Genomic DNA, 13,741 nt, shown 5'->3' on the forward strand with positions numbered 1-13,741 from the left:
TCGGCGGTCCTGACTGCCGGATGACAGATGTCATGCGGATCGGGTGACAGGCACGGCGAGGGGGGGGCGTCCCTTGGACGCCCCCCGGTGCGGCGGACTAGCTCGGGTCCGTGTCGATGACCGCGACCCGGTTGGTCTTGCTCATCAGGGCCTGGCGCAGGGCGCCGTAGACGTCCTGGGGCGTGACGGGCGTCTTCTTGCCGTTGGCGCGCGTGATCAGCACACCGTCGAAGGCCTGGCCGTAGAGCTGCTGCAGGGCGTTCAGGTCCGGGGAGTCGACCAGCTTGCCGTCCGGCGTCGCCTTCACCCTGAGGAACTTCCACAGCGACTTCTCCGGGCTCATCAGGATCGAGTGCACCGCGTCGGTCTGCACCGTCACCTTGCCCGACATGGCCGGCTCGGCGAAGTCCTTCATCTCCCGGTCGACCTCGGCCTTCGAGACCGTCGGCTGCTTGGTGGTCGTCGGCACGGTGACCGGGGTCGCCGAGCCCGTCTCCACCAGCGCGCGGTACGCCTGTTCGACCGCCTGGGCCGAGCGGCCCGCGTCGATGGCCTTGCCCGCCCTGCCGTAGATCGGCACGGCCCGGCCGGTCTCGAACCTGATGGTGCCGTCGGTGACCGAGCCGGAGCCGCCGCCGGCCTGCTGGAGGGCGGCCTGCAGCTTCTCCTCGTCCACCGGCATGACCGGCTCGACCACCCGCTTCTGCCCGAAGAGGGAACCGACGACGTGGACCGGGTTGTAGTCGCTCTTGGCGGCGTGGCTCACCGTGGCCTGGTAGTCGAACTGCAGCCCCGCGTTCTCCGGCGTGAGGGTGACGGTCTTGCCGCCCACGGCCAGCTTCAGCGGCTTGTTCACGCGGCTGCCGAACGCGTCGTCGAGCCTCTTGACGGCGTCGTCGCGGGTGCCGCCGCCGATGTCGACGCCGAGGACCGTGGTGCCCTTGGGCACGTCGGTGCGGTTCATCAGCAGCCCGGCGCCGTAGGCACCGCCCGCGACGAAGACCACGGCGACGGCGAGCAGCACCAGCTTGCTGCGGCCCTTCTTCTTCGGCTTGGCCGCCGCCTTGGGCGCGGCGGCCGGCTCCGGCTTGGGTGCCGTGTGCGGCACCGGGCCGTCGGGGTGCGTGGCGGAGCCGAACGGGGGGGTGCCGGCACCGGGGACGACCGGGATGCCGCTGGTGACCGTGTGTCCGGAGACGTTGTCGGCGGACGGGGAGCGGTAGCCGGGCGTGCCGGGTGCGGGGGCCGGCTTCTGCGGGGTGAGGATCGCGGTGTCGTCGCTGAGCCCGCCACCGGGACCGCGCCCTGCGGGACCACCGCCGGGGTTGGCTCCCGGGCCTCCGGGGCCGCCGGGCACACCGTAGCCGCCCGTGCCGCGCGGGCCGCCGGGGCCGTCGAAGGGCTCGCCGCCGTCCGGGCCGCGGCCGCCGCCCGGCGGGACGAGGGGGCTGTCGCCGGTGACCGGGCCACTGGTGGGGCCGGCCGGGCCCTGCGGGCCGCCGGGACCGCTGAAGCCGCTGGTACCGCCGGGGCCGCTGAAGCCGTTGGTACCGCCGGGGCCACCAGGCCCGTTCGCACCGCCGGGTCCCGTGCCGCCGCCGAAACCGTCGTGGCCGCTCGAACCCGCGCCGGTGCCGCCGAACCCGTCGTGGCCGTTCGCTCCGGTGCCGAAACCGTCCTGGCCGCCGCCGTTCTCCGCGAAGTACGGCAGGTCGTCGCGGCGCGGCTCGCCGCCGCCGCTGCTCGCGCCGGGGCGGGAGCCACCGCCGAGGGGGCCCGCGGCCAGTGCCTCGGTCACGTCGAAGGAGCCGGTGCCGCCGCCGTGGCCCGGGGCGACCGGGCCGCCGGTGGCGCCGGGCAGTCCCTTGCCGTTCGTGGCGCCGGTCCGGGGCGCGCCCGGCACGCTCATGGAGCCGACCACACCGCCGGGGCGGCCGGTGCCAGGGCGTGCGCCGGCGGTACCGGCCGCGCCGGACGCTCCCGGACCACCCGTACGGGCGCCTGGCGCGCCGGAGGCGGTGGAACCGCCAGGGGCCCCGGCCCCGTTGGTGCCGCCGCCGCCCGGACCGCCCTTGCCGGGGCCGGACTTGCGGGGCGCGAACCAGTCGCTGGTCTTCTCCTCGGCCTGGGCCGCGGGCTCGGCGGGGGCCTCGGCGGTGCCGTCGGCCGTCCGCTCGGGCGAGGGCCGCGTATCGGCGGCGGGCGCCTCGTCCTTGGTGCCGTCGGCGTCCCCGACGGGCGTGCGCACGACGACCGGCGGGATGGGCCGCGATCCGGGGATGTTGATCCGGATCCGGGTCGTCAGCGTGGTCTCGGTCTTCTTTTCCTCCGGCCGCGTGCCGGAACGGCCCGCGTCCGTACCGTCGTCGGAAGCCATGGGGGTCCCGTACGGCGGCGTGCCGGAGGGGTATGCGGCTCCGCCGCGCCCGTTGGGCCCGGAGGACGGAGTGTCAGTTTCACGACTCAAGGCAGGTTCTCCCAGTTGGCTCCACCGCCCGTTACGACCTCACTGCTCTGGGGTCCCCCCGGCTCGAGCGAAGTCGAGAGCTTGGGGGAGGCTCGGCGGCGCGCACCACCATACTGGCCACTTCTGGCGTGTATCCCGTGACCGCTGAGGAAACCCACACCGGACTCGCACGTGCGCCGCAGGGCGAAGTGGTACGTCACTTGCCAAGTCGGGCGGAGCCGCCGCGCGGTTGCCGCCCGGCGCCAATGGTGGCGCAGATCACAGCGAGAGCCATGCCGCCGAGCAGGAAGAGATAGGAGCCGCCTCCGGCGCCGAAGAGGAAGTCGCCTTCGGGGCGTGAGGTGGTGAGCAGGATGACGGTGACAATCCAGCCGGCCGCCGGCGCCACCGCCCCGCCCCGGCCTCCGGTGGCGCGCGCCCCACCGAGGAACAGCCCGGCCGCGCCCGCGAGGGCGAGCAGCAGCCCGCCGGGGAACCAGGCGGGCTGCAGGAGGGCCCCGGCGAGTCCCGTGACCGCGCCGAGCAGGAAGAGGCCGACGTAGGTGGCCACCCGTCCGGCCGGGGGGCGCTGCAGCGGCTGGGCGAGCAGCGGCCCCTGTCCACCGTTGCTCATGACCCCTCCCCGACGCCGGCGAACAGGTCGGTCTCCCCGGGCTGTCCGCTCCCGCGCACCAACTCGTAGTACTCGGTGCCGAACAGCGGCTGGGCGAGTTCGTTGGAGAGCGCGAAGTAGGGCTCGGCGACCTCGATCTGGGTGGCGTGGGCGCGCATCGCGGCGGCCTTGGCGGAGGCGTACGCGCCGCCGTCGACCGTGGTGGTGATCCGCTCGTCGTCCACGACGCCCGGTACGTCGTCCACGGCCGCGCTCTTGTCGAACGGCAGTGCGGCCAGCTCGTCCTGGAGGCGGGCGAAGGCGGCCTCGGCGACGGAGCGCGGGACGCGGTTCCAGTAGACCTTGGCGATCCGGTGGCCCCGCTCGGCCGCGAGGTCGACGGCGCGCATGGCGACCCGGTGGGCCTGGATGTGGTCCGGATGGCCGTAGCCGCCGTGGTCGTCGTAGGTGACGAGGACCTGGGGACGGACCTCCAGGATCACCTCGGCGAGGTGGCCGGCGGCCTCGTCCAGGTCGGCCTGCCAGAAGCAGCCGGGGTCGTCGTTGTCGGCGCCGCCCATCATCCCGGAGTCGCCGTACCGGCCCGCGCCGCCGAGCAGCCGGGCGTCGCTCACGCCCAGTTCGCGCAGGGCGGCGGCCAGCTCGCCGCGCCGGTGCGCGCCCAGCGCGGGCCCCGTCAGGTGCCGCAGCTCGGGCGGGATGACCTCGCCCCGCTCCCCGAGGGTGCAGGTGACCAGGGTCACGTGGGCACCCTCGGCCGCGTACCTGGCCATGGTCGCGCCGTTGTTGATCGACTCGTCGTCCGGGTGCGCGTGCACCAGCAGCAGACGGCGGGCTGGCAGTTCCGTCATGGGACCACCCTACGAGGTCCCGTGCGACGAGGCCGCTGCGCCGAGGCCGCCGGACAGCGGCCGTCAGAACTTGATGCTGCCGATCATGCTGGCGACGTTCGTCGTCAGCTCGCTGATCGTGGGAGCGACGGTCGAGGAGGCGAGATAGAAGCCGAGCAGGACGCAGACGACCGCGTGGCCGCCCTTCAGCCCTGACTTCTTGATCAGCAGGAAGACGATGATCGCCAGCAGCACCACCGCCGAAATCGAGAGTGCCACGGCGGCTCACCTCCAAAGATCCCAGGGACGCGGGGGGTGTCGAGCAACTCCATGCAGAAGCCAGCAGGTTCATACCCACACAGCGGTAGTGATCATAACTATCCGTACTCGCGCATCGCTCGGCGCACGGCCGCACAAGGGGGCGCATGGCCAATATGGTCGGGGTATGACGACAGAGGCTGACTCCTTCCCCCGTCGGCACGCCCGGACCCAGCGGTTCACGCTCGGCGCGCCGCGTGCGTTCACCGTGGCGCCCGACGGTTCGCGTGTCGCGTTCCTGCGTTCGAGTTCCGGCACGGACCGGGCCAACTCCCTGTGGGTACTGGATCTGCCGGACGGCGGTGAACGCCTGGCGGCCGACCCGGGCGACCTCCTCGAAGGCGCCGCCGAACAGCTCTCGCCGCAGGAGCGGGCACGCCGGGAGCGCAGCCGGGAAGGCGGTGCCGGCATCGTCGGCTACGCCACCGACGCCGCTGTGGAGTTGGCGTCTTTCGCCTTGTCAGGGCGGCTTTTCACGGCCGAGCTGCGGGCCGGTACGGCGCGTGAACTCCGCGTTCCGGGACCGGTGATCGACCCTCGTCCCGCCCCCGACGGCCGGCACGTCGCGTATGTCGCGCGGGGGGCGCTGCGGGTGGTGGGCGCCGAGGGCGAGGGCGACCGGGCGCTCGCGGAACCGGAGTCCGAGAACGTGACCTACGGTCTGGCGGAGTTCATCGCGGCCGAGGAGATGGGGCGTTCGCGGGGTTTCTGGTGGGCTCCGGACTCCGGCCGGCTGCTCGTGGCGCGCGTGGACGACACGCCGGTGCGGCGCTGGTGGATCGCGGACCCGGCCAACCCCGGACGTGAGCCAAATAACGTCGCGTATCCCGCGGCGGGCACGCCGAACGCCGACGTACGCCTGTTCGTGCTCGGTCTCGACGGGGAGCGCACGGAGGTCGCGTGGGACCGGGCCCGCTACCCCTATCTGGCCCATGCGCACTGGTCAGCGGCGGGCGCACCGCTGCTGCTGGTGCAGGCGCGGGACCAGCGCAGCCAGCTGTTCCTGGCGGTGGACCCGGACACGGGGACGACGCGGATGGTGCACGCCGATGAAGATCCAACATGGCTTGAACTTTTCCCTGGGGTGCCCTGCTGGAGCCCCTCCGGGCAGCTTGTCCGGATCGCGGACGAGGGCGGGGCGCGCGTCCTGGCGGTCGGCGAACGACCGCTGACCAGGGGACAGTTGCACATCCGCGCGGTGCTGGACGTAGGTGCGGACGACGTACTGGTTTCCGCCTCGGCGGGCGCGGAGGCGGAGACGCCGGAGATTGGCGAAGTCCATGTGTACCGGGTGAACGAACTGGGCGTGGAGCGCGTGTCGCAGGAGCCCGGCGTCCACTCGGCGGTGCGGGGCGGGGGTGTGACCGTACTGGTGTCCTCGACCCTGGACAGGCCGGGCGCCCGTGTCCAGGTACTGCGTGACGGAAAACCGACGGCCACTGTCCGGTCGTACGCCGAAGATCCCGGTATGTCCCCCCGGGTCACTCTCACCGAGGGGGGCGCACGCCGAATTCCGTGCGCCGTGCTTATGCCACGGGACTACCACGGTGACACTCCCCTGCCGGTTCTCATGGACCCCTACGGTGGTCCGCACGGTCAGCGGGTCGTCGCGGCGCACAACGCCTTTCTGACCTCCCAGTGGTTCGCCGACCAGGGCTTCGCGGTGATCGTCGCCGACGGCCGGGGCACGCCGGGCCGCTCGCCGGCCTGGGAGAAGGCGATCCGGGACGAGGTGGCGGCCGTCGCACTCCAGGACCAGGTCGACGCGCTGCACGCCCTCGCCGACCGGTTCCCGCTGGATCTGGACCGGGTGGCCATCCGGGGCTGGTCCTTCGGCGGCTACCTGGCGGCACTGGGGGCGTTGCGCCGCCCGGACGTCTTCCACGCGGCGGTGGTCGGTGCGCCCGTCACCGACCTGCGGCTGTACGACACCCACTACCAGGAGCGCTACCTGGGCCATCCGGACGAGCAGCCGGAGGTCTACCGCCGCAACTCGCTGATCGACGACGCGGGTCTGGTCGACCCGGCCGAGCCGCACCGTCCGATGATGATCATCCATGGTCTGGCGGACGACAACGTGGTGGTCGCCCACTCCCTGCGGCTGTCCTCCGCCCTGCTGGCCGCGGGCCGACCGCACGAGGTCCTGCCGCTGTCCGGGGTGACCCACATGACCCCGCAGGAGACGGTCGCCGAGAATCTGCTGCTGCTCCAGGTGGACTTCCTCAAGCGTTCGCTGGCAGAACGGGATAAATCCGAGTGAAGTGCGTTAACACGCAGGCAACTTCACGGAAGCGGTACCGATATACGGACGCGGGAGGCTGACCAGCGTACGGCCGTGCGGGTGCCGTGAACGGGCCGGGGTGCGCCATGTCACCCCGGCCCGTTGCCATACCGCTCCGGCTCCTGCGACGGCACCACACCCGGCGCGGTCCGCCTGACCGACACGGCGTCCTCGGCGAAGTGGCAGGCGGAGTCGTGGGCCGCCGGGCCGGCCGTGTCCCGGAAGGCGGCGGGGACCGCGAGGGCCGGGACCTCCAGGGCGCAGCGCTCCTGGGCCTTCCAGCAGCGGGTGCGGAAGCGGCAGCCCGAGGGGATGTTCGTCGGGGAGGGGACGTCTCCGGTGAGGATGATCCGTTCGCGATCCTCGCGGGCCACGGGGTCGGGGACCGGGACGGCCGACAGCAGCGCCTGGGTGTAGGGGTGGGTGGGGTGGTCGTAGATCTCGGCGTCGCTTCCGATCTCCACGATGCGCCCCAGGTACATGACCCCGACCCGGTCGGAGATGTGGCGGACGATGGACAGGTCGTGCGCGATGAAGACGTAGGAGAGGTCGAACTCCGTCTGGAGGCGGTCCATGAGGTTGATGACCTGGGCCTGGACGGAGACGTCGAGGGCGGAGACGGGTTCGTCGGCGACGATGATCTCGGGGCGCAGTGCCAACCCGCGTGCGATACCGATGCGTTGGCGTTGGCCGCCGGAGAACTGGTGGGGGTAGCGGTTGATGTATTCGGGGTTGAGGCCGACGACGTCGAGGAGTTCCTGGACCCGGCGGCGGCGGTCGCCCTTGGGTGCGACTTCGGGGTGGATGTCGTAGGGCTCGCCGATGATGTCGCCGACCGTCATGCGGGGGTTGAGTGAGGTGTAGGGGTCCTGGAAGACCATCTGGATGTTGCGGCGTACGGCCTTGAGGGCCTTGCCGGACAGTGTGGTGATGTCCTCGCCCTTGAACCTGATGGACCCGGCCGTCGGCCGCTCCAGATGGCAGAGCATCTTGGCGACGGTGGACTTGCCGCAGCCGGATTCGCCGACGATGCCGAGTGTTTCGCCCTTGCCGAGGGTGAAGTCGACGCCGTCGACCGCCTTCACCGCTCCGATCTGCTTCTTGAACAGGATGCCCCGGGTGAGCGGGTAGTGCTTGACCAGCCCGCTGACCTCCAGGATCGGTTCAGTGGTCGCGGCCATCGAGGCACTCCCTCCAGAAGTGGCAAGCGCTGCCGCGTGCGTCGGAGACCTCGTAGAGGGGGGGTTCGTCGGTGCGGCAGACGTCCCTCGCCATGGGGCAGCGCGGGTGGAAGGAGCAGCCGGGCGGGATGTGCATCAGGTTCGGCGGGAGGCCCTTGATGGCGTACAGCTCCTGGCCTTTGTGGTCCAGGCGGGGGATGGAGTCGAGCAGGCCCCGGGTGTAGGGGTGGGCCGGGGCTTTGTAGATGTCGTGCACGGGCGCGGACTCGACGATCCGGCCCGCGTACATGACCGCGATCTTGTCGGCGACGTCCGCGACGACACCGAGGTCGTGGGTGATGAGGACGAGTCCCATGCGGTACTCGCGCTGCAACTCGGCGAGCAGGTCCATGACCTGGGCCTGGACGGTCACGTCGAGGGCGGTGGTGGGTTCGTCGGCGATGATGAGCGCCGGTTCCAGCGCCAGTGCCATGGCGATCATGATGCGTTGGCGCATGCCGCCGGAGAACTGGTGGGGATAGTCCCGCACCCGCTGGGCGGCGGCCGGGATCCGGACCCGCTCCATCAGCTCCACCGCCTTGGCCCGCGCGTCCTTCCGCGACATGCCCCGGTGGACGACGAACATCTCCCCCAGCTGATCCCCCACCGTCATCACCGGGTTCAGGGCCGACAACGCGTCCTGGAAGATCATCGCCATTCCGGCGCCCCGGATCCTCCGCCGCGCCTCTTCCTTCAGCGTGAGCAGGTCCTGCCCCTGGAAGAGGATCTGCCCCCCGGTGACACGCCCGGGCGGCACGTCCAGGATCCCCATCACCGCCTGTGCGGTCACCGACTTGCCGGAGCCGGATTCGCCGAGCACGGCGAGGGTCTCCCCCGCGTCCACCTCGTAGCTGACGCCGTTGACGGCGTGGGCGACGCCGTCCCGGGTGCCGAACTCCACGTGCAGATCGCGTACTTCGAGCAACACGGCACCGTCACCTCAGCTTCGGGTCGAGGGCGTCGCGGACCGCGTCGCCGAGCATGATGAACGCCAGCACCGTGACGGCCAGCGCCCCCGAGGGCCACAGCAGGGCGTGCGGGGCGTTGCGGATGTAGGGGGAGGCGGCGGAGATGTCGATGCCCCAGGAGACGCTGGGCGGTTTGAGTCCGACGCCGAGGTAGGACAGGGTCGCCTCCAGGGCGATGTAGGTGCCCAGCGCGATGGTCGCGACCACGATCACCGGGGCCACGGCGTTCGGGGTGATGTGCCGCAGCAGGATCCGGGAGTCGGAGGCGCCGAGAGCGCGGGCGGCCTGGACGTAGTCGTTCTGCTTGGCGGTGATGACCGAGCCGCGCGCGATCCGGGAGATCTGCGGCCAGCCGAGCAGCACCATGAACCCGATGACCGGCCAGACCGTATTGGAGGTCACCACCGAGAGGAGGACGAGTCCGCCGAGGACCACCGGGATCGCGAAGAAGATGTCCGTGATCCGCGACAGCACCGCGTCCCAGGTGCCACCGAAGTAGCCCGCGAGCCCGCCCAGCACCGAGCCGAAGAGGGCGACCCCCAGCGTCGCCAGGACGCCGACCGTGACGGACGTACGGGCGCCGTAGACGGTGCGTGTGTAGACGTTGCAGCCCTGTCCGTCGTACCCGAAGGGCGCGCCCGGCCCCGAGCCGTCCTGGGCCTTGGCGAGATCGCACTTCAGGGGGCTGCCGGAGGCGATCGCCGACGGCCACAGGGAGATGAAGACCAGGAAGAGGATGACCAGGGCGGAGATGATGAAGACCGGGTTGCGGCGCAGGTCCCGCCAGGCGTCGGACCACAGCGAGCGCGGTCTGCCGGCCGGTCCCGTGCCTTCCGGCCCTCCCGGCGTCTTCTCCAGCGTGACGGCCTCGCTCGCGCCGAGGTCCATCGCCCCGCCCATGCCGGTGCCGGCGATCGCGCCCTGGGGCTCGTACGGCTGTTCAGGCATAGCGGATCCTCGGGTCGAGTACGGCGTACAGGAGGTCGACGAGGAGGTTGGCCAGAAGGAACACGAGGACCAGCACCGTCACGAAGCCGACGACCGTCTGCGTGTTGTGCCGCAGGATGCCCTGGTACAGCTGATAGCCGACGCCGTGGATGTTGAAGATCCGCTCCGTCACGATCGCCCCGCCCATCAGCGCCCCGATGTCGGTGCCGATGAAGGTCACCACCGGGATCAGCGAGTTGCGCAGCAGGTGACGGACGATCACCCGGCGCCGGGGAAGGCCCTTGGCGACCGCCGTACGGACGTAGTCGGAGCGCCTGTTCTCCGCGATCGAGGTCCGCGTCAGCCGGGTGACATAGGCGAGGGAGACGGAGGCGAGGACCAGGCCGGGCACGATCAGCTCGTCGAAGGTGCCGCTGCGGACCGAGGGCTTGATCCACTGCCACTTGATGCCGAGCAGCAGCTGCAGCAGCAGACCGGTGACGAAGGTCGGGACGGAGATCACGACGAGGGTGGCGAGGAGCACACCGGTGTCGACGGGACGGCCGCGCCTGAGTCCGGTGACGACCCCCAGCGTGATGCCGATGACGACCTCGAAGAGGATGGCCACGAGGGTCAGCCGGATGGTCACCGGAAACGCCGTGGACATCAACTCGGTGACCGGCTGCCCGTTGAACGCCGTACCGAAGTCGCCGGTGAAGACGTTCCCCATGTAGGTCAGGTACTGCTGCCACAGCGGCTTGTCGAGGCCGAACTCCTTCTCCAGCTGGGCGGTCGTCGCCGGGTCGCAGGCCCGCTCCCCGCACAGGCCGGCGATGGGGTCGCCCATCACGTTCACCATCACGAAGATCAGCAGCGTGGCCCCGATGAACACGGGGATCATCTGGACCAGCCGCCGGACGACATAGCGCCCCATGGCGGCTCAGCCGACCTTGATCTCGTTGTAGACGGGGACGCTGAAGGGGTTGAGCGCCACGTGGGACAGCCGGTCGGAGTAGCCGGCGCTGCCGTTCTGGTACCAGAGCGGGATCGCCGCCATCCGGTCCCGCACGACCTCCTCCGCCTTCTGGAAGGTGGCGACCGCCTTGGTGGTGTCCGTCTCGGCGTTGGCCTGGTCCACGAGCCTGTCGAAGTCCTTGTCGGACCACTTGCCGTCGTTGGAGGAGGCGCCCGTGTAGTAGAGCGGCTGCAGGAAGTTCTGGATGAGCGGGTAGTCCATCTGCCAGCCCGCCCGGAAGGGGCCGGTCATCTTGTGCTGCCCGATCTGGTTGCGGAAGTCGGCGAAGGTGCCGACCGGGTTGCCGACACACGCCTTGTCGTTGCCGAGGGCGTTGTTGATGGAGTTGCACACCGCGTCGATCCACTCCTTGTGCGAGCCCGTGTCCGCGTTGTACGTGATCTTGACCTGGCCGCCGGGGATGCCGCCGCCCTCCTTGACCAGCCTCTTGGCCGCGTCCGGGTCGTAGGCGCAGGCCTTGCCGCACAGGCCGTCCATGAAGCCGCCGGCCGTGCCCAGGACCGGTGAGGTCCAGTCGGTGGCCGGGGTCCTGGTCTTCCGGAAGATGGTGTCGGTGATCTGCGCGCGGTTGATCGCCATGGACAGGCCGGTGCGGACCTTCTCGGAGCCGGGCTTGTTCCAGGCCTTGTCGTAGAACGGGAAGGCGAGGGTCTGGATGATGCCCGCGGGGGTGTTGATGTAGCGGTCGCCCAGGTCGCCCTTGACGTTCTTCAGCTGCGCGGCGGGCACGTCGTCCACGAGGTCGAGGTTGCCGGCCAGGAGGTCGGTGTAGGCGGTGTTGCTGTCGGTGTAGACCATGAGGGTCACGCCGTCGTTCTGTGCCTTGTCCGGGCCGTGGTAGCCGTCCCACTTCCTCAGATACATCTGCGAGCCCTTCGTGTAGGACTCGACGGCGTACGGGCCGTTGCCGACCGGCTTCTTCACCCAGGCCGCGTGGTCGGTGAAGAACGCACGGGGCAGCGGGGCGAAGGCCGCGTAGCCGAGCGTGTCGGGGAAGCCGGAGAACTTCTGGTTGAGCTTGACGGTGAAGGTGTGGTCGTCCACCACCTTCAGCCCGGACAGGGTGTCCGCGCTCTGCTCGCCGCTGTCGGGGTGGACCTTGTCGTAGCCGTCGATGTAACCGAAGAAGTAGGCGTTCTTCTGGTTGTTCCTCAGGCCGGCCCCGTAGTTCCAGGCGTCCACGAAGGACCGGGCGGTGACCTTCTCGCCGTTGGAGAAGGTCCAGCCGTCCTTCACCTCGATGGTGAAGTTCCTCGAGTCGGTGGTCCTGATGGATCGGGCCAGCCAGTCCTGGGCCTTGCCGGTCTTCGGGTCGTACTTCTTCAGGCCCCGGAAGATCATGTCCAGGACCTTGCCGCCCTGCACCTCGTTGGTGTTCGCCGGCTCCAGCGGGTTCTGCGGGTCACCCCAGGAGGAGCTGAGCACCGCGCCGCCGCTCGAGCCGCTGCCCCCGCAGCCCGTGGCCGCGAGCGCCAGCGCCGCCGCGCCGGCGGCCCACCGGGCGTGCGTGCGTCCACGCATGGCGCGCCTCCTCCATGAGCGTTGATCATGATCGGACAATATCGGCACATACCGTGCATAACACATACGTGCTGCCCGATTGAGGGGCCTTTAGAAGGACACGTCATCCGAATGCAGTCACCGCCCCCGAGCGGCCTCGATGATCTTGCATGGAGAGCGCAATAGATCTTCGCGCAACGATGCCGAAACGTTGGATTGCGACGTTCCGATGTACGCATGTCGACACTCCACCGTCCGCATATCGAACCCCTTGCCCGATTAGTCCAGTTAGCCCGATGTGAGACACGGATTGATTACGGCGCGCTACCCGCGTAGCTACGGAACAGTCAAGGAAGAGCAAAGAAGGTAAATAGACAACCAAGGCGACCGAGAATTTATTGACCTTGAATGAATTGCGTTGAAAAAGTCCGGCGTAGCCCGTAGGGGAGCGCCCTGCGGAGTCATCAGACCCTCCCTTGGGCCAGGAGCACCATGACCCCCCCAACTCCATCCGCGGCTGCCGCGCTTGAGGTGACCGACGAGACCGTCGAGAAGTCGACCGCTTCGGACGGCTCCAAGGGCAGCGAAGGCCGCTCTCCGGGACGGCTTGCCTGGAAGCGCTTCAAGCGCGACAAGACGGGCGTCATATCCGCCTATGTCGTGATCTTCTTCTTCGTGATCGCGATCGTGGCACCGCTGATAGCGAAGCTGTACGGCAAGAACCCGTACACCACCTACGCGAGCGAGAACCCTGACCTGCTCGACGCCTTCTCGTACCCCGCGGGTCCGAACGGCGGCATCAGCTCGCAGTTCTGGTTCGGCATCGAGCCGCAGCTCGGCCGGGACGTCTTCACGTTCCTGCTGTACGGCATCCGGACCTCGCTGGGCATCGCCACGGCCGCCACCCTGCTCACCACCCTCCTGGGCGTGGTCATCGGTGTCACCGCGGGCTACCTGGGCGGTCGGACGGACTACCTCGTCAGCCGGGTCATCGACATCCTCCTGTCGTTCCCGTCCACGCTGTTCTTCATCGCCTTCATGCCGGTCGTCTACGGCCTCTTCGTCGCCGACGACGACAACATCCCGACCTGGCTGCGGGCCACCTCCCTCATCCTCGTCCTGTCCGCCTTCGGCTGGGCCTCCATCGCCCGCCTGCTGCGCGGCCAGGTCCTCGGTCTGCGTGAACGGGAGTTCGTCGAAGCCGCCAAGGTCACGGGCGCGTCCCCGCGGCGCATCGTGTTCAAGGAACTGCTGCCCAACCTCTGGACGCCGATCATCATCCAGTCGACGCTGCTGCTCCCGGCCTTCGTGACGGCCGAAGCCGGCCTGGCCTTCCTCGGCGTCGGCATCATCGACCCGACCCCGGACTGGGGCGTGATGATCCAGCGAGGGGCCCAGTTCTACTCCCAGGACATCACCTTCATGCTCTTCCCGGGTCTGTCCATGGTGATCTTCGTCCTCGCCTTCAACCTTCTCGGCGACTCCGTGCGTGACGCGCTCGACCCCAAGTCCAAGCGCTAGCGAGCAACGTCGTTCTCCCCGGCCCGGTTCGATGACGTCCGGCTGGTTCGTCCGTCCGTA

At 69.9% G+C, this 13,741-nt stretch carries 11 protein-coding genes; 2 read left to right on the forward strand and 9 right to left on the reverse strand.

Features of this window, described 5'->3' with window-relative positions; translation table 11 throughout:
• Positions 1 to 97: 97 nt before the first annotated feature.
• The 4 genes from ACGFRF_RS09705 to ACGFRF_RS09720 form a co-directional block, all read right to left on the reverse strand.
• Positions 98 to 2,467: a hypothetical protein gene (locus ACGFRF_RS09705; protein ID WP_393738055.1), complete on the reverse strand. Its 2,370-nt coding sequence runs from the start codon at positions 2,465 to 2,467 to the stop codon at positions 98 to 100.
• Between the two features lie 196 nt (positions 2,468 to 2,663).
• Positions 2,664 to 3,080, reverse strand: a complete 417-nt coding sequence (locus ACGFRF_RS09710; RefSeq protein WP_393738056.1) for a DUF6113 family protein — start codon at positions 3,078 to 3,080, stop codon at positions 2,664 to 2,666.
• Complete coding sequence (gene mshB, locus ACGFRF_RS09715) at positions 3,077 to 3,931, reverse strand: N-acetyl-1-D-myo-inositol-2-amino-2-deoxy-alpha-D-glucopyranoside deacetylase (protein WP_393738057.1); 855 nt, start codon at positions 3,929 to 3,931, stop codon at positions 3,077 to 3,079. Before mshB ends, ACGFRF_RS09710 begins: the two co-directional genes overlap by 4 nt.
• A 63-nt stretch (positions 3,932 to 3,994) precedes the next feature.
• Entirely contained in the window at positions 3,995 to 4,189 is a 195-nt protein-coding gene (locus ACGFRF_RS09720) for a hypothetical protein (protein ID WP_161287201.1), read from the reverse strand.
• 166 nt (positions 4,190 to 4,355) lie between these two features.
• Here ACGFRF_RS09720 and ACGFRF_RS09725 point away from each other — a divergent pair, with 166 nt between their 5' ends.
• Positions 4,356 to 6,488 carry a prolyl oligopeptidase family serine peptidase gene (locus tag ACGFRF_RS09725; RefSeq protein ID WP_393738058.1) on the forward strand — a complete coding sequence of 711 codons (2,133 nt, stop codon included), beginning with the start codon at positions 4,356 to 4,358 and terminating at the stop codon, positions 6,486 to 6,488.
• Between the two features lie 110 nt (positions 6,489 to 6,598).
• Here ACGFRF_RS09725 and ACGFRF_RS09730 read toward each other — a convergent pair whose 3' ends face one another.
• From ACGFRF_RS09730 to ACGFRF_RS09750, 5 genes are read right to left on the reverse strand one after another with little or no spacing between them, the layout of a single operon-like run.
• Positions 6,599 to 7,690, reverse strand: coding sequence for an ABC transporter ATP-binding protein (locus tag ACGFRF_RS09730; protein WP_393738059.1), 1,092 nt, complete (start codon positions 7,688 to 7,690; stop codon positions 6,599 to 6,601).
• A complete protein-coding gene (locus ACGFRF_RS09735) occupies positions 7,674 to 8,657 on the reverse strand; it encodes an ABC transporter ATP-binding protein (RefSeq protein WP_393738060.1) in 984 nt (327 codons plus the stop codon). The genes ACGFRF_RS09730 and ACGFRF_RS09735 overlap by 17 nt, the downstream gene beginning before the upstream one ends.
• Before the next feature lie 7 nt (positions 8,658 to 8,664).
• Positions 8,665 to 9,645: an ABC transporter permease gene (locus tag ACGFRF_RS09740; RefSeq protein ID WP_393738061.1), complete on the reverse strand. Its 981-nt coding sequence runs from the start codon at positions 9,643 to 9,645 to the stop codon at positions 8,665 to 8,667.
• Positions 9,638 to 10,558, reverse strand: a complete 921-nt coding sequence (locus tag ACGFRF_RS09745; RefSeq protein WP_393738062.1) for an ABC transporter permease — start codon at positions 10,556 to 10,558, stop codon at positions 9,638 to 9,640. Before ACGFRF_RS09745 ends, ACGFRF_RS09740 begins: the two co-directional genes overlap by 8 nt.
• A 6-nt stretch (positions 10,559 to 10,564) precedes the next feature.
• The gene (locus tag ACGFRF_RS09750) at positions 10,565 to 12,181 is read right to left on the reverse strand and encodes an ABC transporter substrate-binding protein (protein ID WP_393738063.1); all 1,617 of its coding nucleotides are present in this window, start codon (positions 12,179 to 12,181) and stop codon (positions 10,565 to 10,567) included.
• A 471-nt stretch (positions 12,182 to 12,652) separates the two neighbouring features.
• Between ACGFRF_RS09750 and ACGFRF_RS09755 the strand changes: the two genes are divergently transcribed.
• Positions 12,653 to 13,681: an ABC transporter permease gene (locus tag ACGFRF_RS09755; protein WP_393738064.1), complete on the forward strand. Its 1,029-nt coding sequence runs from the start codon at positions 12,653 to 12,655 to the stop codon at positions 13,679 to 13,681.
• Positions 13,682 to 13,741 lie beyond the last annotated feature (60 nt).

The sequence above is a fragment of the Streptomyces sp. NPDC048521 genome, assembly GCF_043199855.1.
Classification (GTDB): domain Bacteria; phylum Actinomycetota; class Actinomycetes; order Streptomycetales; family Streptomycetaceae; genus Streptomyces.